18 protein-coding genes are annotated in these 18,680 nt (G+C 56.8%); 10 read left to right on the top strand and 8 right to left on the bottom strand.

Annotation, left to right across the window (positions count from 1 at the left end; translation table 11 throughout):
* The first annotated feature begins 42 nt into the window (after window positions 1–42).
* The 4 genes from ahpF (at window position 43) to CAI21_RS10345 (ending at window position 3,805) form a co-directional block, all read left to right on the top strand.
* On the top strand, window positions 43–978 hold the full coding sequence (ahpF, locus tag CAI21_RS26245) for an alkyl hydroperoxide reductase subunit F (protein WP_258868933.1): 936 nt from the start codon (window positions 43–45) through the stop codon (window positions 976–978).
* Window positions 979–1,181: 203 nt separating this feature from the next.
* Window positions 1,182–1,793: an exopolysaccharide biosynthesis protein gene (locus tag CAI21_RS10355; protein WP_181919369.1), complete on the top strand. Its 612-nt coding sequence runs from the start codon at window positions 1,182–1,184 to the stop codon at window positions 1,791–1,793.
* A gap of 145 nt (window positions 1,794–1,938) precedes the next feature.
* The gene (locus CAI21_RS10350) at window positions 1,939–2,274 is read left to right on the top strand and encodes a DUF4124 domain-containing protein (protein ID WP_181919368.1); all 336 of its coding nucleotides are present in this window, start codon (window positions 1,939–1,941) and stop codon (window positions 2,272–2,274) included.
* A 307-nt stretch (window positions 2,275–2,581) separates the two neighbouring features.
* Window positions 2,582–3,805: a GGDEF domain-containing protein gene (locus CAI21_RS10345; protein ID WP_116302213.1), complete on the top strand. Its 1,224-nt coding sequence runs from the start codon at window positions 2,582–2,584 to the stop codon at window positions 3,803–3,805.
* Here the strand turns inward: CAI21_RS10345 and CAI21_RS10340 are convergent.
* Entirely contained in the window at window positions 3,777–4,394 is a 618-nt protein-coding gene (locus CAI21_RS10340; protein WP_116302212.1) for a QsdR family transcriptional regulator, read from the bottom strand. The genes CAI21_RS10345 and CAI21_RS10340 overlap by 29 nt on opposite strands.
* Before the next feature lie 742 nt (window positions 4,395–5,136).
* Between CAI21_RS10340 and CAI21_RS10335 the strand changes: the two genes are divergently transcribed.
* Complete coding sequence (locus CAI21_RS10335; RefSeq protein ID WP_116302211.1) at window positions 5,137–5,991, top strand: SDR family NAD(P)-dependent oxidoreductase; 855 nt, start codon at window positions 5,137–5,139, stop codon at window positions 5,989–5,991.
* 56 nt (window positions 5,992–6,047) lie between these two features.
* Here the strand turns inward: CAI21_RS10335 and CAI21_RS10330 are convergent, their stop codons facing one another.
* Entirely contained in the window at window positions 6,048–6,920 is an 873-nt protein-coding gene (locus CAI21_RS10330) for a poly(ethylene terephthalate) hydrolase family protein (RefSeq protein WP_220347956.1), read from the bottom strand.
* Window positions 6,921–7,319: 399 nt separating this feature from the next.
* On the opposite strand from CAI21_RS10330, the gene CAI21_RS10325 reads away from it, so the two are divergent.
* A complete protein-coding gene (locus CAI21_RS10325) occupies window positions 7,320–7,808 on the top strand; it encodes a TspO/MBR family protein (protein WP_116302210.1) in 489 nt (162 codons plus the stop codon).
* A 24-nt stretch (window positions 7,809–7,832) separates the two neighbouring features.
* On the opposite strand, the gene CAI21_RS10320 is transcribed toward CAI21_RS10325, so the two are convergent.
* Entirely contained in the window at window positions 7,833–9,680 is a 1,848-nt protein-coding gene (locus CAI21_RS10320) for an ABC transporter ATP-binding protein (protein WP_116302209.1), read from the bottom strand.
* Between the two features lie 304 nt (window positions 9,681–9,984).
* On the opposite strand from CAI21_RS10320, the gene CAI21_RS10315 reads away from it, so the two are divergent.
* From CAI21_RS10315 to CAI21_RS10305, 4 genes are all read left to right on the top strand, one after another.
* The gene (locus CAI21_RS10315) at window positions 9,985–10,452 is read left to right on the top strand and encodes a hypothetical protein (protein WP_116302208.1); all 468 of its coding nucleotides are present in this window, start codon (window positions 9,985–9,987) and stop codon (window positions 10,450–10,452) included.
* A gap of 213 nt (window positions 10,453–10,665) precedes the next feature.
* Window positions 10,666–11,538 (top strand): cytochrome P450 family protein, encoded by an 873-nt coding sequence (locus CAI21_RS10310; RefSeq protein WP_220347947.1) that lies wholly within the window; start codon window positions 10,666–10,668, stop codon window positions 11,536–11,538.
* Between the two features lie 8 nt (window positions 11,539–11,546).
* On the top strand, window positions 11,547–12,002 hold the full coding sequence (locus CAI21_RS23825) for a cytochrome P450 (protein ID WP_220347944.1): 456 nt from the start codon (window positions 11,547–11,549) through the stop codon (window positions 12,000–12,002).
* The gene (locus CAI21_RS10305) at window positions 12,002–12,358 is read left to right on the top strand and encodes a nuclear transport factor 2 family protein (RefSeq protein WP_116302207.1); all 357 of its coding nucleotides are present in this window, start codon (window positions 12,002–12,004) and stop codon (window positions 12,356–12,358) included. Before CAI21_RS23825 ends, CAI21_RS10305 begins: the two co-directional genes overlap by 1 nt.
* Window positions 12,359–12,536: 178 nt before the next feature.
* Here CAI21_RS10305 and CAI21_RS10300 read toward each other — a convergent pair whose 3' ends face one another.
* From CAI21_RS10300 to CAI21_RS10280, 5 genes are all read right to left on the bottom strand, one after another.
* Complete coding sequence (locus CAI21_RS10300) at window positions 12,537–13,370, bottom strand: oxygen-binding di-iron domain-containing protein (RefSeq protein ID WP_116302206.1); 834 nt, start codon at window positions 13,368–13,370, stop codon at window positions 12,537–12,539.
* A gap of 264 nt (window positions 13,371–13,634) precedes the next feature.
* On the bottom strand, window positions 13,635–14,759 hold the full coding sequence (locus CAI21_RS10295) for an iron-containing alcohol dehydrogenase (protein WP_116302205.1): 1,125 nt from the start codon (window positions 14,757–14,759) through the stop codon (window positions 13,635–13,637).
* Between the two features lie 346 nt (window positions 14,760–15,105).
* A complete protein-coding gene (locus CAI21_RS10290) occupies window positions 15,106–16,125 on the bottom strand; it encodes a porin (RefSeq protein WP_116302204.1) in 1,020 nt (339 codons plus the stop codon).
* Window positions 16,126–16,153: 28 nt separating this feature from the next.
* A complete protein-coding gene (locus CAI21_RS10285) occupies window positions 16,154–16,978 on the bottom strand; it encodes a zinc metalloprotease (RefSeq protein ID WP_116302203.1) in 825 nt (274 codons plus the stop codon).
* Window positions 16,979–17,082: 104 nt separating this feature from the next.
* The gene (locus CAI21_RS10280; RefSeq protein WP_116302202.1) at window positions 17,083–18,375 is read right to left on the bottom strand and encodes a hypothetical protein; all 1,293 of its coding nucleotides are present in this window, start codon (window positions 18,373–18,375) and stop codon (window positions 17,083–17,085) included.
* Between the last annotated feature and the right edge of the window lie 305 nt (window positions 18,376–18,680).

The raw sequence follows: 18,680 nt of genomic DNA, 5'->3' as shown, positions 1-18,680 counted from the left end.
TAAGCGCGACGCGGAAAAATCAGTGCGAAAGAGCCGTTCGATGTGCTTATCGTCGGCGGTGGGCCTGCCGGTGCCTCCGCAGCCATTTACTCGGCGCGTAAGGGCATTCGTACCGGTATCGTTGCCGATCGCTTCGGCGGTCAAGTCATGGACACCATGGGTATCGAGAATTTCATCTCGGTCAAAGCGACGGAAGGCCCGAAACTGGCAGCCCAGCTCGAAGAGCACGTCAAGACGTATGATGTCGACATCATGGACGGGCAATTGGCCGAGTCCTTGAAGGCTGGCGGCGAGTACACCGAAGTAACCCTGAAAAACGGGGCGACGGTGCGCGGCAAAACGGTACTCTTGGCTACCGGCGCCCGTTGGCGCGAGCTTAACATTCCCGGCGAACGCGAGTACGTAGGGCGCGGGGTAGCCTACTGCCCGCACTGCGACGGCCCCTTCTTCAAAGGCAAGCCGGTGGCTGTCATCGGCGGCGGCAACTCCGGCGTCGAGGCTGCGATCGACTTGGCGGGCATCGTCAAGCATGTGACGCTGATCGAGTTCCAGGACGAGCTGCGGGCCGACGATGTACTGCAACGTAAGCTACGCAGCCTGCCCAACGTCGACATTATCACCTCGGCGCAAACCACCGAAGTCAATGGCGACGGCAACAAAGTGACCAGCCTGACGTATAAGGATCGGAAGACGGAAGAACTCCGGCAAATCGATTTAGATGGCGTTTTCGTACAGATCGGTTTGTTGCCGAACACCGATTGGCTCAAAGGCAGCGGCGTCGAATTAACCCGGTTCGGCGAAATCGAAATCGATACGCATGGCCGCACCTCGCTGCCAGGCGTGTTTGCCGCCGGCGACGTGACCACGGTACCTTACAAACAGATCGTGATCGCAATGGGCGAAGGCTCGAAAGCCGCTTTGGCGGCTTTCGATCACCTCATCCGGACCTCCGCCCCAACGGCGTCCGACGCCGCCTAAACCGCTATCCGCGGCAGTCGCTAGGCTGCCGCGGGCCTCCCGCCCTCGGTTGATTAACACACGGCTCTCCCCACCTCCTACCAGACGCTGTTATCTCGGCAACGCTTTCGTGCTTCAATTGTCATCTTGCGGCATACTTGCACAACGAATATACCGTAAGGAAAACGGTGAAACGCGACCAAACTATGGATCAGGAAACTCCTTTGACTAAACTCAGCCCTGTGGTTACCGAAAAGACCGCGTCTGAGATTCTGCAAGACATACAGGCAATTGCCCAGCGCCAATCGGCCGAACGCATCCGCATTGGCGATTTATTGCAAGGAGCCGGGGCACGCCTTTACGGACTCGCCTTACTGGTGTTTGCGCTGCCTGAAGCCATTCCTTTTCCAGCGGTCGGCTTGACGGGGCTCATCGCTATTCCTATCGCCGTCGTTGCGCTTACCATGATGTTCAAGGGCATGCACGGTGAATTACCCGGTTGGATCAGGCGCCGATACATCCGACGCGATTGGGCCATTAACATTACCCGCAGGGGTGCGAGTCTGGTACACCGGATCGAACGTTTCTCTCATCCACGCTATACGACATGGACCGAATACGGGCGGCCGCTAGGGCTGTTATGCTTATGTCTAAGCGCTGTGATGGCCGTTCCCATCCCCTTTAGCAACGTTGCCCCTGGCGTAACCGTCGTTGCTATCGGCTTAGGGATTTTCCAACGCGACGGCCTATTGGTCGCGGTCGCAGCCAGCATCGGGGTACTCATTCTCGGCACTGCCAGCTTACTCATCGTCCTTGGGGGACGTCTGGTATTGTAAGCCTCATTGAGCATCGCTTGTTACTATATAATTAAGGATATTGCGACCGACCGAACGAGACGGATCGCAAAGACACATGCCACATAAGGCAACGACAAGGGGGAAGCCAATCACACGCTCCCCATCCGGACACAGAAAAATAACAATGTACAAAACGACATTGGCCCTTTTGTTATTGGTGACCAGCACCGCTTTATCTGCGACCACGGTGTACCGCTGGACCGACGCCCACGGCAATGTCCATTTCACCGACGAGCCGCCGCCGCGAGGCGTCTCGCGAGAGACGCTGACGCTACCCTCCAGCCGTACCGGCAACGCCGACAGCCGGCAGCCTTCGGCACGGGTACAACGCATTCGCTGCCGAGACTTTCAAGGCGCTCTGGTACAGCTGCAACAACTCGACGACGTCAGCCCCGACGATCCGCAATGGCTGGCCGCTAAAAAACGCGCCCGCAATGCCATTGAACGTTGGTGTGGCTAAACGCCTTCCCCTTTAGGAAGCACGGCCTTAAGATAGATGCTCCGATGCATTCGGCATTGCCAGGCCAACCAAGACGCCGCCGCCGGCAAGCCCCCCGAAGCGAGACCCCTACCCTATAACGTTCAAACAAATACACACCACCGGCCCTACCTACCCCAACGGTAGCATCGCGATACAGGACGTCGCCGGTGCCGGTACTAAGCACGTTCCTCTTCAAATCGTAGTCAAACAAGTTGCTAAAGATACGTCAAACCAATAAAAGTTAGCGTATTATTATTAAAAAATATAAAATCCCGCGACCGACCCTATGATCGAACAACAACCACCACCCGAATACAAAATCAATCCATGGAAGGTGGAGTTCGCGAGTGCGGAGACTGAGACGCGCTACCGCGGTCATACGGCCAATACCTCGGCTCGCTACCTGATCCGCGTCCTGTACGGTTGGATACTGCTTGTCGCCACGTTCAGCTACGTCGACTACTTCTACAACGGGTTCGGCCGCGCATTCCTGCTATCCGTCGCCGGCAGGGCGCTCGTCATCGTCATCATGGTCCTGAGCATTTATGCATTAAATAAACGGCCTTCATGGGCCGCAAACGGCGCGGCAATTACTCCGCTGCTGTTGTTCTGCGTCATGCTTTATCCCGGCCTGTATTTCATAACGCCCGACGAATGGACGGCTTGGATCGCGGCAATCGCAATGATACTGATCGTGATTCAGTACGTTCAGGTTCCCAACCGTTTCCTATACTCGTTAGCGATAGGCTTGCTGTCGGCGGTACTTAACTTAGCATGCCTTTATGCAGTCTCCCGTCCAGGGCTTACCCATATGCTGTCGTTATTGCTGGCATTCGGCCTTCCTGTCTATGCCGGCTCAACCATCTCATACCGCCTGCACATGCTGCACCGACGCGAATTCGAGGCATTGGAAAGGGCTCAGAAGGAGAACGAGCGACGCAAACAGCTGGAAGCGACGCTAAAGCGACAGGCCGAAACCGACCCTCTCACCGGGCTTTATAATCGCCGCCGCTACGAGGAGTTATTCGAGCAAGCCATGGCCGTCGCCCGTGCAACCGGGCAGCCGCTTGCCGTGTGTATCATCGACCTGGATCACTTTAAGTACATCAACGACACCTACGGTCACGCCGCCGGCGATCTGGCTTTGAGCCATATTGCGACGGTCTGCCGCCGCGAACTGCGGGAAAGCGATATTGTCGGCCGGCTAGGCGGCGAAGAATTCCTAGTTGTATTGCCCGCCACCTCGGCGGAAGATGCCGCTACCGTCCTAAACCGTCTACGCACTAAGATCGAAGCCGACATAATCGAGGCAGCCGAACAAAGCTTTCAACTCACCGCCACGTTCGGTGTCACCGAACTCCAACCAGGCGACAAAGCGCTAAGCGATCTTCTGGTACGAGCTGACAAAGCCCTTTACCGAGGCAAGCATCGAGGCCGCAATCAAGTTTTCGCGTACGATACCCGAGGCGGGAAAGAAACGACTACCGAAGCTCGGAAAACAACAACCTAAATGCCGTATCCGCCGGCTCCAAGGCAGGCTCTCGGCCACAGATAATATCGCTGTACAGCGCACCCTGGCCGATACGGACAATGTAATACGCAAGCTCGCCGGCAGGCAGTTGCGGACGAATCGTCCCCTTTTTCAGCTGCTGCACAATAAGCGCTTCCCAAACCCCTACCAGGCGCTCCTGCAAACCGCTGACGTTAGCCGTAAGCACCTGCAGGCCGAACTTTGGATCGTCGCTTAAAAATTGGCGCAAGGGCTTTGCGTCGATCAAAGCCTCGTTAATGTCATGGTAAATCTGAGCCAAATAGTCGAGCCCCGTTAAATCGGGCGTCTCATCGGCTCGCGTCTTCGCGCGGTCGAACTCCGCCTTATAGAGCGACCATAAAATTTCGCCGAGCAATAACTCTTTGTTACCAACCCACCGCATAAGAGTAGCTCGGCTGACACCGAGCTCTTCGGCTAACGCGGACAAATTCAACCGCCGCCCTTCTAACCACCACTGGCGCGCTTGGCGAAAAGCCGTCAATGGGGTCGCGCGAAGGTCGGAACGTTCGGCAAGCGCTTTCGCAAGAGGAGTAAGCTTATCGGTCATTCACGGCCCTAACTAGCGTTAGTTACTGTTTTTTCTCGGCAGACCGGGAGAAGCAAAGCTGCAAGGGCTAGCCTTACTGTCTAATCGCCAGACACCTGCCTCGAGCCAATTAAGCACATCAAACTGGCCCTAACTATAACCACTTACGCGAGCCGTTGCAGCATTCGCAGCAGGCGCGAACGCTCGCCGCCGCATTAACCTGCTACAAGATCAAAGAACTCACATTTGACAGACAAAGCAAACACATACTATTATCATCGAAACACTTTTGGATTTTGTATCGCAAAACGAGACCAAATCCATCCTGTTCGAACGCTTACTCAAACATCGACAACGATGGCGAAGTAGAAGCGTCCCGGCTTTTTGCCACTACCGCACGGAAGCGGATGGCATCGGACGTAAGGCAGCGCAACGTGCGTTTGCTTTACAAATGAGCACGGCATTATGCCGCTGCATGGCTCGCCACGGGTTCGTGGCAGCATACTCCTCATCTGCTAAAGCGCAGCTTCAGCGGGCATGGTCCTCCTCCTGCCCGCTGTTTTTTTATCGCTAAAGCAAGCTCTAAAAGGACGCAGCGGATCACAGCAAAACGCGTTGCACCGGGTTAAGAGCTAAAATAGGTTTTGGCACCCAGCTAACACAAAGGCGATACCCGCTCTTTTACAATACCTCCCATTCCTGCTCGGGAAACCACCATCACAAGCCGGGGCCAATCATTGAGCCCGTCAACCAGGAGAGCAACATGAACAACTTTAAAGACAAGGTGGCGGTAATCACAGGTGCCGGCAGCGGTCTTGGCAGAGAGCTTGCCCTTAGCTGTGCCCAACGCGGCATGAAGCTGATATTGGCCGATGTCGACGAGCAGGGGTTAGCCGAAACGGTCTCTCTCGCGAAAGCCAACCTTGCCACGGTTGAAGCCACAACGCTCCGCGTCGACGTCTCCAAGCTAGAACAAGTCGAAGCGCTCGCCGCACGAGCCAAGGAAGCTTTTGGCGGCGCACACTTAGTGTTCAATAACGCGGGCGTGAGCGTAAGCGGCCCGATTTGGGAAAACACGCCCGACGATTGGCAGTGGGTGTTAGGGGTTAATCTTTATGGCATTGTTTGGGGCATTAAGACTTTCGTCCCGCTGATGCTCGAACAAGGCGAAGGCTATATTGTCAACACCGCCTCGGCCGCCGGCTGGGTTAATATGGGCGGCACCGCCATCTATAACGCGAGCAAGAGCAGCGCTGTAGCCATCTCGGAAACCTTGGTGCAAGATCTAAAAGACGCCAAAGCCAACATCGGCGTCTCGGTTCTATGCCCCGGCTTCTTCCCTACCGGTATCGCCGACTCGGAGCGTAATCGCCCTGCCGAGTTTGCCGCCACGACACCTGACAGCGAAGCGCGTCGACTCCGCGACGAGCGCGTTCGCAAAGCCATCGAGAGCAGCAAAATCTCAGCTCGCGAGGTCGCCGAGCAAACGTTACAGGCTGTGGCGAACAATCAGTTCTACATTTTTCCGCATAAACACATCAAACCTTTAGTTGCCGCCCGCGCGCAAGCGGCACAAGAAGAACACACCGCCTTCGACCCGATGGCAAGCGGGCGTTGAGCAAAAGCCCTGTCGACCATCGACGACAGGGCTTTTCCAAGACAGGGCGTTATCTCTTACATGTCCTTGGTTTCTACATCCCAACTGCGATCGCCGCACAATCCGCAATTGCTGCCCAAGAACTCGGCAGAGGCGTTGTCGTCGTCCATCAACTGATAGCGGAACCAAGCGGTGGAAGGACCGCGATAATCGCCGCCATCCCCCACCGGCTCGAAGTGGCCGGCGCCGTTGAGCGTTCCCCAAAACACCGGAACATTAGCGCGATTAAACACCGGCCTTTGGTTCAAGACGGGCCCGGCCAGGGTATCCCGGCTACCCGACATCAGGAACATCGGGCCGTTCTGCTGACTTTGCGACGAACTATCGTGCCCTAACCCCAAAATATAGGGTTGAACCGGCGCTGTGGTCGTCACCCGGCTGTCGCGACCGGCCATGATACTACCGCCACCGCCCTGCGAGTGGCCGGACGTACCGACGCGACCCATATCGAGATTGCCGGCGTAAACGCCGCTACCGGAAGCATTCTGTTGCTCAAGATAGTTTAAACACTCCAGCATCTGCTCTCCGCTACCGGCGTTACTGGTACGGGCTGCCGCCACCACAAACCCGTGACTTGCCCAGTGCTCTAACAAACTCCGGTAGGAGGTCGGCGTAGTACCGGTGCCGTTCCCCCAGACGATAACCGGATGTTGCAGGCCGTTCTCGCCCAATGCCGTCGGCCTAAAGACTCGACAGTTCGGCCCTTCGTTGCCGTCGGTAGTGGCAAACGGCCCAGTATCCGCAAAATCCAATACGTTAGGAAAGCCCGTGCCGGTCTCGCCTTCGCCAATATTATCGGAACCATCGGGGTTAAGCGCGTAGGCACTACCCGACACCAATGCCAGAGCCAGGCAAGCAATCCAAGCCTTCTTTGTAAAGTTACTCTTCACTGAGTTTCTCCTCTTCTAGCGATTCGCGTTGTTGTTAAGTCTCCCCCAAGGGGAGCTTCCGGTTGCCGTTCAGAGAAAACAGCAACAACCAGAAGACATTTCAAACGATGCGAATGAACAAGCAACAAAAGCGCAACACAACCAGTATAGTCACGAAGTTAATAATCGTTAGGAAATCGACACAGTAACCAGCAATGTTGAAATTAAAAGAAAGAAACGGGTGCAAACCGTCGCCAACCGGCAACGGCCTTCACCGGCAGGCCACGCCTGGCCAGGAACCGAAACACAGGAGTTATTCAGTATATTCTTAACGGAAAATGCATGGCGACTTCTCTCCGGCGTCGAGAGACGCTACCTTAGCGACTCCAGCGCGTTGCCCCGATTGAGAGATCCCTAACCATGCAAACCAACCCCTCTACCAACCGAAGCTTTGGCGTTCTCGTCCTTTTTCTGGTGGTGTGCCTGATCGTCTCGGGAATTGGCGGTAGCGTTACCGCGGGTTCGGAAGATACCTGGTATCAAACCCTTGCTAAGCCCGCCTTCGCACCGCCCGATTGGATCTTCGCTCCGGTATGGACGGTGTTGTATCTGGCGATTGCTGTGGCCGGCTGGCGCATCTGGCTCCAATTAGGGTGGCGTGACGGGCGCGGGCCGCTGGCTTTATGGGGTATGCAGCTATTACTGAATCTGTACTGGCCGCTGATTTTCTTCGGCCTGCAAGCCGTAGCCGCGGCGTTCGTTTGGATACTGATATTACTCGGTGCGATATTCGCCTGCATTAAAGTATTTGCAGGTATCGATCGCGCCGCCGCACTGCTTTTCGTTCCTTATGCAATCTGGGTTGCTTATGCGAGCGTGCTAAACGGCGCGATCTGGTACTTAAATTAGTGCTTTAGTCCATTGAAGAGAGTTTTAACCAACGGCCTCCTGCGGCTCTAAGCCAAGAAACCCACCGGATTGCCGCTGCCATAAAGCGGCATACAAGCCGTCCTGCTCCAAGAGCTCGGCGTGGGTACCGCTCTCCACCACACGCCCCTCGTCGATAACGACTAAGCGGTCGAGCATGGCAATAGTCGATAAACGGTGGGCGATCGCGATGACCGTCTTCCCCTCCATTAGGGTATAGAGCTGCTCTTGAATAGCCGCTTCAACCTCGGAATCCAACGCCGAGGTCGCCTCGTCGAGGATAAGGATCGGAGCATCCTTTAAAATGACACGAGCAATGGCCACGCGTTGGCGCTGCCCGCCGGAGAGCTTCACGCCGCGCTCGCCAGCGTGAGCGTCGTAACCGACTCGCCCCTTCTGATCCTCCAGCTCGCGGATAAATTCGTCGGCGTGAGCACGCCGCGCCGCTCGCACGATCTCTTCTTCCGGCGCGTCTGGCCTACCGTAGCGAATATTATCTCTGATCGATCGGTGCAAGAGGGACGTATCCTGAGTCACCATACTGATCTGCCGTCGTAACGACTCCTGCGTTACCTCGGCAATGTTCTGGCCGTCGATCAGCACCCTACCGCCTTCGACATCGTAGAAGCGCAGCAATAAGTTGATCAAGGTCGATTTCCCGGCGCCCGACCGACCGACTAAGCCGATTTTCTCGCCCGGACGAATATGTAGATCGAGCCCATCGACAACGGGGGGCTCCTTGCCATAGCCGAACCTAACCTGCTCGAAACGGATATCGCCGGTAGACACCACCAGCTCCTTAGCATCCGGCTTATCCTTCACCGTAGGCGGCTGCGCGATGGTGTTAATGCCGTCCTGAACCGTCCCGATGTTCTCGAACAGGCCGGCAACTTCCCATAAGATCCAATCCGACATCGAACGAATACGCAACACCAGCGCAATTGCCACCGCGATCGCACCGAGACTAATCGCCCCTTGCTGCCAGGCAAAAATACCGATACCGGCCACCGAGGCGAGTAACAGGGCATTACTCGTCTGTAACGCAACCGTCAGTACCGTGACCAAGCGCATTTGACGATAAACAGTGTCCATAAAGCCCGTCATCGCACCACGCGCATATTCCTGCTCGCGCATGGTATGCGCAAACAGTTTAATAGTCTGAATATTGGTATAGCTATCGACGATACGCCCCGTCATCTGGGCACGTGCATCCGCTTGTGCCATGGAAATCAGGCGTAGCCGCGGCACAAAAATAAACCCGATGGCGAGATAAATGCCCAACCAGATGCCCAAAGGCAGCATCAACCAAGGGTCGGCACTCCCCATAAGAAATAGAGCGCCGAGAAAATACACCAACACATAGACGAATAAGTCGACGATTTTCAGGACTGTCTCGCGTATCGCTAATGCCGTTTGCATGACTTTCTGCGACACGCGGCCTGCGAACTCGTCTTGGAAGAAATTGAGGCTCTGGCCAAGAATATAACGATGCGCCAACCAACGAGCGATCATTGGATAGTTGCCAAAGATCGTTTGATGGGTAAATAACGACTGCGCCAGCACTAACAGCGGGAAGCCCACCACCACCAGCAAAGCCATTCCGATCAAAGCCCGGCCATGCTCGGCGAAGAGTACCTCCCGATCCGTATCGGCCAACCAATCGACAATAGAGCCGACATAGCTGAGCACCACCAATTCAACGACCGATACCAATGCGGTAATCAGCGCCAGCACGGTCAACCACGGCAACACCGGTTTCGAATAATGGAGCAGAAACGGCAGCAGACCGCGCGGGGGCGTTCGCGGCTCGCCGCTTGGAAACGGATTCACTAAAGATTCGAAAAAACGAAACATACTTAAAATTTCCTTCACGGAGGAGGAAAAGGCCGCATTGGCAAATTCAAGAGCGAGTGTAAAACCTCAACTTAACCTAAGGTCAACACTTTGCTTCAGCGGCTGCGGTATGCTCGCCCTGTCGCTAATTTCAGACACTGTTTAGGGCTTGTGTAGTTAGCTAAAATACGCCGTTTAAGTAGATACTGAACAACCAGTCTGGCAGGCCGCCCTGCTTAGGCCGTGGAGATTCGGCGTTTACTCGGGAAGCGCTGAATCATTCTTTACCGCTCCGGTACCTGAACGAATTCCTTAGGAGTCTTGGATGTTTCGCACCAAAGTCGTCTTATTCCTGACCGCCGTCGTCCTACTATTTCCGGCTACCGGCTACAGCGCCGGTTACGGTTTAGGTATCGATGTCATTCGGCTCGTTGACAAGAACCAGGACGGAGGCATGACCAACGTCTATTGGCAACATGGTCTATCGCGCGATAGCGCATTGATCCTGGGTTATTCCAGCGGCGACGATTTAACGATTATCGATGCCGCCTACAAGCACTATTTCGGCGCTTATACCAACAGCGTATTTCTGCAACTAGGCGCCGGCTACTACGACGGCCGCAATGATAGCGACCTCGGCTTAGTCGCTGCAATCGGCTACGAACGCCGACTGGCCCGCCATTTAGCCGCCAGCGGCTCGGTACGCATGATCGCAGACGTCGACGAACACTTGATCGGACAACGCGAAACCCCGGTTTTTCAACCGACCTTGGGCCTGATGTTGGTATTCTGATCCCGCCGACATCCCATCCCTAGCTAGACGCAGCTACCGCAGACAATCCGCCGTAAGGTAGTTGCGTCTTACTTACCCCATCTAGCACATCTTCACGCTTAGATTTACCTGTGCAGCGGGCCAGCATAGCGGTTCTATGGCAAGGGAATTGTTCAGGGTTTGCTTAATCCCCAGATGATAGTCTCGATGCAGTAGATTGAGCAGGGAGGATGCATGCCTCGGATACCGCGAGAAAAGGCACCCGATAGTTCGCTCGCACTGTTACGCGACGGCTATGAATTTGTCAGCAAACGCTGCGAGCGCCATCAAACGGATTTGTTTCAAGCCCGTTTGCTGTTTCAGAACACCATTTGCATGCGCGGCGAAGCGGCAGCCCGCTTATTCTACGACGAATCTCGCTTCACGCGAGAAGGCGCCGCCCCGCGCCGGGTGCGTAAAGTCCTGTTTGGCGAAGGCGGCGTCCAAGGCCTGGATGGTCGTGCGCATCGAGTGCGCAAACAGATGTTCATGTCGCTCATGACGCCGGAGGCACTCAACGACCTCTCAACGCGCTTCGCCGAAGAATGGCGCCAAGCCATTCCGACCTGGGAAGGCAAGGATCGAATCGCCCTTCACCCTGAATGCCAGACTTTGCTCTGCCGCGCCGCCTGTGGTTGGGCGGGCGTACCGCTAAAAGAATCGGAGGTTGAGCAACGGACAGCGGACTTAGCCGCCATGATCGACGGCGTCGGCGGTTTGGGGCCTCGTTATATCCGCGGGCGCTTCGGCAGGCTTCGCGGCGAGCGGTGGGCAAAGGAATTGATCGCCGCGGTTCGGGATAACCGGCTCAACATCGACGATCGGCGGCCGCTCAGTATCATCAGTTGGCATCGCGACGAGCATGGCAGGCTTCTGGATACACCGGTCGCCGCCGTCGAGCTACTGAATGTGCTCCGTCCCATTGTCGCCGTTGCCCGTTTTATCACCTTTGCCGCCGTTGCGCTGTGGGACCATCCCGAACTCCGTCAGCGCTTGCAGGAAGACGACGACATGATCGAACCCTTCGCACAAGAAGTCAGACGCTACTACGCGTTTTTCCTTTTGTAGCGGCGGTGGTGCGCGACGATTTCGACTGGCAGGGTTACCGCTTCCCCAAAAACACCCGCGTTTTACTGGATCTCTATGGCACGAACCGGGACCGGCGGACCTGGATCGACCCCGAAGCCTTCCGGCCCGAACGTTTTAAGCAATGGAACGGGAGTGCCTATAATTTCATTACTCAAGGCGGTGGCGATTACTATAGAAACCACCGTTGTCCCGGCGAGTGGATCACGATCGAATTGGCTAAGGTCGGCACGACCGCCTTAACGCGCATGATGCGTTATGCCGTGCCCGACCAGGATATGAGCATCAGCATCAACCGTTTTCCTATGGTGCCGCGTAGCCGCTTCCTGATAGAAAACGTCGCAAGCCTGATTCCAGTTCGCGAGGAGACGGCGCCGGAGGCGACCTACGACCTCATCGGCAAACAGCTACAAAGCAACGAACGCGGTATCCGCAAGGAGCACTAATGACCGGTAACCGTAGCGCACGCGAGGTGCTGGACGATCACTTACAACTTGCCGGCCAATGGGATTTCGAAACCGACCTGGCACGGAACTTCAGCGAGAATATTGTGCTTTTGACCGGCTATGGGATATTCCGCGGCCATGCCGGCGTGCGCGAGAAAGTACGCCTGCTACAGAAGCACCTACCCAACGGTCGCTGGACTTACCGAACGATCATGGCCGAAGGCGAGTTAGGCTTTCTTGAATGGACGGCGGAGTCCGATTCCGGTGCTCGGGTAACCGACGGGGCGGATTCCTATCTGATTCAAAAGAACCGCATTCAGGCAATGACCATCCACTACACAGTAATGCCGCCTTAAGGAAACGTTTAACGTTTCCTTAAGGCGGCAGCCATCTGCTCGGCTGAGTAGCGATGGACATATTGGATCGCTACGCCGCCCTCTCCGATCGCCGAGGCAATACGCTTCGCCGACGCGACGCCTCGTCCGCATTGAGCGGCAACAGTGTCGGTTTCTGCATCGCATCCTCCGCCAGAGACTACCTCGGGTGCGCCTGCCCGTGCATACCGGCCTCGCTCGGCGGCACAGTACTCATCAGGGCCTCCATAGCCGCTTGATCCGGCCCTCGATAGGGCGGCTGCCCTACCGCATCGGCAAGATTCGCCAGTAACGTCTCGGTAATACCGCTGGCAGGAGGCGCATGGCTACTCAACACTGTATCCGGTGCCAACGCACGCACCGCGTCGAGGCAAGCACTCCAGCGTTGCATGTCGACATGCTCCAGCCAAGGCGAGTCGATCGCGCTCCATAGCAACATATTGGCGTGCAACTGCTCCGGTGTAAGCGCTGCTGCATCCACTACCGGCTCTGCTAAGACGGTGCCGAAACTATCGGCACTGAACAGCGAGCGCGTTTTCTCGTCGAACAGGGCGGTGGTTTCCGGCGCGTCATAGGTCGGCGGTCGTAGCGCCGAGAGGAGCCGGTCGCCGATATCCAGCACCTGCCCCGGATTAAGCAGCAACACCCGCTCGGTTCGAATACCCATCAAACTGAGCTTGCCGAGGCCGAGAAAGGTCGTGATCAAACGCGCATTAGGCGCGGCGGCCATGACGGCCAATAGATTACCGACATGATCGGGATCGGTGTGGGTTAACCAGATCCAACGCAACTCGCCCAAATCGACGACCTTACTCAAAGCGGCCATGTACTCGTCGCGCGCGGCCACATGACCGGTATCGACCAATACCGGCTCCTGAGCTTGAATTACGAAAGCATTGATGGGAACGAAACCAAGCGTCGGCACCGGATAGAGATAACTAAGAACATGCGTATCCGGGGCCGCCGCACGCGCTTCGACCACTGACCTTTCCATGGCGTAGCCCCTCCTAACGTAGGCAACAGCAACGCGTGGGCCGTCGTAGCCCACGTGGGTTAACCTTGCCACATGGCGCCGTTAAGAAGGCAATCAAGAGTTCCTATCTAACTTTCCAGGCCCCGCTTGCGCCCTCCGAAGGCTCGAAGCCTCGTCTTCCGTCCCTGGGGTCGCGGCACCCCACGAATCCAAAGTATAAAACGGGCCTCGCAAGCGCCGGCGGGCGCCGCCACGCCCGCCGTATACGTGCCTTGCTGCCGGTCGTTATAGCGCCTGCTCAAATAGCGCGCGATAATCCTCGGCGCTGGCCTGGCGCGGGTTGGTCCGGCCAGCCAAGTCCTTAACCGCGTAGTAAACCAAATCGTCCAGATGCGCTTCGGTTACGCCCATTTCACCCAAGGTCGCCGGTAGCTTCAACGATGCGTTCATACGCTCGATTTCCTCGGCGAGGTCGGCGTCCTTAGGCAGCCCCATCGCCTGCGCAAGACGCTCCATCTTCTCCTCGGCGACGGGCTTGTTAAAGCGCAGCACCGCCGGCAACAGCACCGCGTTCAAAGTACCGTGGTGGAGCTTAAGATCCGGCAAGCGGCCGGCGGCATGGCTCATCGCATGCACCGCGCCCAAACCCTTGACGAAAGCCATCGCGCCTTCGGTGGAGGCCATCATCATGTGCCACCGCGCTTCGCGATCGCTGCCGTCTTCGACGGCGCGTTGAATATTGCGCCAGGCGCGCCATAGACCGTCCAGCCCCACGCCTTCCGCCGGCGGATTAACAACCGGCGATAACACGGCCTCGATACAGTGTGCTATCGCATCCATGCCGGTTGCAGCGGTGAGATGGGCAGGCAGCCCCAAGGTAAGCTCGGGATCGCACAAGGCGACCTTCGGCACTAGTTTCGGACTGGCGAAAGTGGCTTTGCGGCCGTCGTCCATAACGATCACAAACCCCATGGAGACTTCGCTCCCGGTGCCCGCGGTGGTCGGAATCGCCAACAACGGCGCCACTTTGGTAATGTGCTTAGCACCCCCTTGCATCGGGTCGTAGCGCTCCAAATCCCCACCGCTGCCGGCCAGCAAGGCAACCGCTTTACCCAAGTCGATGGGCGACCCGCCGCCGACGCAAACCACGCCATCGCAGCCATCCGCCCGATAGTGCTCCAACGCCGCCATAACGGCCTGTTGGGTCGGATTCGGAGGCGTTTGGTCGAACACCGACGGCGTCTCGATTCCGCCGTTACCAAGCACTTTGTCCAACAGGCCCGCAGCACGCACGCCTTCATCGGTAATAAACAGCGGGCGCTCTACCCCAAAACGCGACAGCTCCTTGCCGAGACGTTGGGTAATGCCGAAATCGAAATGGGTGGTCGTTAGATAATTAAGAGTTGTCATTATCCAGTCCTTTAGGTTTTTAAACTACTTTGGGGCGGAACAACGATGGCGGATCTCGGTAAACCAACGCATGCACGCCATGCCACCGCCGATCAACGCGGCGCTAGCGGCCGAGCATCTATCGAGACAAATTAGCAATACTGCCTCGCAACCGAGATCTCCAAGAAAGGACGTGAGACGGTAACTTATAACGTATCTGAAATGACAACAAGAAGGAAGTTGTCACGCTTGCAGAAAAGGCCTTCCCTTATCGGTAAGGAAGCGCAAGTAGGCAGGCAGGAATCAAGAACCGGCCGCAGGCCGCGCGGGCACTGTCCCGGCGGCCTGCGGTCGTGGCGGCGCAGTTTTAGAAATTATAGATCATGCCGACGGCGACGCCGCGTGCCGTTTCGCCAACGGCGTCGGTACCGCCCAAGGTGCTTGCCGTGACCCACGGCTCGCGGTTTTGCGCATCGTCGTTGTCGATCTGGGCGTAGTTAAGATAGAACGTCAGCCCAGGGCCGTAGACGTAATTGACGCCGAGTGCGAGCAGGGCTGCATCGTAATCGCTGTCGTCGGCGCTTAGCTGATAATACTGCCCTTTAAGAAAGAGCTTATCGCTCAAGCGATAACGCGCGCCCACCCCGAAGCTCACATCGTCAGGGTCGCTCGCCTGCTGGGCCAGCGCCGCCAACCGCAAACCGCCAATGTCATAATACGCCGCGACCCGAGTGACACTCCGCTCAGCCTCGCTCTCGACGGCATTCCAGCGCTCGTGCGCAACGGCGGCATACAACGGCCCGGCGAGATAACTCAGCGCAACGCTGATGGTATCGTTGTCGTTACCATCGGCGGCGTTGCCGGTCGCCCCAGACTCCGGGCTATAGTGCACTTCGCCGAAAAACCCGTTCAGGCTCGGCGTCCGATAGGCGATACCGTTATTAAGCCGTTCGTCGAAGCCCTGCTGATCTTTAACATAGTTACCGCGAACGATATTGCGCGAATCGCCGATCTGGTTGCCGAAGAAATCGGTCCGCGCCCGCAATGCCTTATTCGGCGTATCGAAACGACCGACCCGCAACAAGCCCCAATGGCCTTCCAAGCCGGCAAAGCTATCGCGCGAAGTAAAACGCTCGTTAGCCTCGTTATCGAAGTTAACTTGGCCCTCTATCTGCACCAGTGCCCGCAGTCCGTCGCCCACTTCGCGAGCGGCACGGAAACCGATGCGGCTGGCGTTGCTGGAGACGTTAACGGCGCTGTAGTCGTCGCCATTGTCGATATGGCTGATCGCGATATGAGCTTGGCCGTAGATCTCAACCTCGGCCGCCGCGGCAGACGCCCACAGTGCCCCGGCGCAGCACCCGGCTACGACAAATAGTTTTTTCATTTACTTCCCCTCTGGATGAAAACGCGGCTTAAAAGCCGAACGGCCGGTGCAAAAGGAGATCCTGCTCCCGAGTGCCCGGCGGATTGTTGTAAAGCGAGAACAGCACGAGCCAGAAGTTGTTGCTGATGGCGCCACCCATACCGAACCCCGGGAAATGCCCCTCAAGCCCCATGGCGTGGCCGAACTCATGGATGACGATGTTCAGGTTGGGCGAGCAATCGGGGTTACCGAGGTTGATAAAGACGGGGAAGTCGATCTCGTAGGAGGCATCGTCCTGCCAGATATTATTCGAGATCGGGGACAGGTCGTTCGGACCGACGGCGACATTGGCGCAAAACGCTCTGGGGTCGGCACCGTCGGGAACCGGCGACGTGCCCATGCTGACGATAATTCCGGCATCGATCTCGTCGTCCGGCACGTTGGCTATGCTATGGCGGTCGAACACATGGCGATTGAACACGCGCTCGATCTCGTCCATCGCCCGCTCGGCCAACTCGCTGCCGTTGGTCTTCACCGGAATTAAATCGTCGTTCCAACGCCAACTCAGACATTCGAGTTCGGCGTGGGGAGGAAGCAGGATCTCTTGCTCTCTATCCCAATACCCGAGGAAGGCATCGGTTTCGTCATCCCATTCATCGCGATAACGCGAACCGAACAGGCAGGTCTGGGTGATTGTATCCGTATCCCTTATAAGGTCATGAGCCATCCCGAACCTGAGATTGCTACCCACGAGGTACTGCATCAGCTCGTCGTCGGTCGCAGGCCGGCTCGATGAGCTATCGCTGTTGCAAGCGCTGACGGCAACCACTGTCAGCGCTGCGGCACAAATCAAAGAAGCGTAATTCAAGGACATCGGACAACTATCTATACGGCAGAGAACAACACGTTATCTCTGACGTAGCGGCAGCTGCCTCGAAAGCTTTACTGGGTCGAACACCTAAACAGAAAGGTCGCGCGCTACAACTCCACGTCGACCCGTTCGATGTCCGAAAACGCGATAGGATAATCGACTACGCCCCCGTGAAGACGGCGCCGAAGCATCAAGTGCTGCGCATCGATCTGCTCGATGACGCCGCTACGCTGCAAGCCGCTGGTTAAGACGACTCGCGCCGGCCGGCCCACATGCCGGTCAAGTTCGCTCACAGCAACCGGCCGGAACTGCGGCAAGGCCGGTGTAGCGACCCGACGCGTGGTCGCCGCCGCCGAACCGGCGGGGGATGCCGGTGCGGCAACAGCACCTTCCTCGCTCCCCTGCCGACGCAGGCTAAGGTCGTAAACGCGAGCGCCGTTCACCTCCAGCTGAGTACCCAAACGGCGTACCAGATCATGCGGTTGATACAACGCTAACTCGAGGAAGGAAACATTGCGCTCCGGACGCATGCTCAACTCGATATGCCCTGCTCCTTCGACAAAACGTCGGTACGCGATCTGCAAGCCTTCGGAGGGGTGGATATTCTGCGCCGCCAGCGCGGCCCTAACGGCAGCCTGATGGCTGTCAAGGAATTCCGCGACATCGACCCCGCCCCGCTCGGCACAATAGCGATTGCGCCGCTCGTTATAAGCATAGTCTTGGTAACGAAGCGTAATACGCGAGACTTCCGGCATTTGCTGCATGAACGCCATGGGCGTGAGCTGGCCGCCGGGGATCGACGTCAACCGCACGGCTATACCGATATCGACCATCTCTTCGGTATGCAGATCCGCTTTCAATAGCAGGCTATCGTCGCGCTTGTTATAAACCTGCGATAAGCGGATATTGCTGATTAAGCGATCGTAACCCATGTCCGGGTAAGAAGCGGCCGTCACCGCCCCAAAGTCGCCGCAACCGAAAAACGCGGTTTCCAGTGCATTGTCTGCTGCATCGTCGATTAAGGAATAGAGCAGTTCGCCGTGAGCATCCAGGGTAAGCCCTTGCACCTCCAGCGTCATCTCGGAAGGAATCCGAAAAGATTCCAGATCGCTGCGAAGCCGCAACAAGGCAGGTAGATGAGCGGCCGAGAAGCGAATACGCTCGATACGAACGGAGTCGCTAACCCCATGAGGCCGAATCGTAATGCCACGGATACCGACGCTACCCATTAAGGAGGTTTCGATGCCTTCGTAATGCACGGCGGCATGTAAGCTCATATGCCGTACGAAATCGTCGGCACTGCGCTTAACCTGGTTCCATAGCAGGAGCTTCACTCCCCCAATGGCTACCAAAGCCAGAAGCGCCAGCACTACGACGGGCTTGCGAGAAAACCAGCTCATGAGACTTCCTTTTTTATTGTTCTCGACCGTTTCCGTGGGGCTGCATTTATTCTACAAGACACCGAATCGATCGCGGCCGGCGACCGGTAAAGATATTCAGCGTTTCCTTTACTAAAGATACTATAACATGGCGCCTTTATCGCATAACGGGGCGGGGGTTAGTAAAAGGGTTATCTCGGTTTGGTGGGGTGATGTTTTCTGGTGTGGGTGGTTCAGGGTGGTGCGCTTCGCGCGGTTTGTTTGGAAGGCGGGGTTCCGCCCCCGCACGGCGGGTTCCTTTTCTTGCTTGCCCAAGAAAAGGAACC

It is taken from the genome of Alkalilimnicola ehrlichii (assembly GCF_003399765.1).
GTDB lineage: Bacteria > Pseudomonadota > Gammaproteobacteria > Nitrococcales > AK92 > AK92.
The sequence above is the reverse complement of the archived record's forward strand: the minus strand, read 5'-3'. Positions and strand labels throughout refer to the sequence as shown.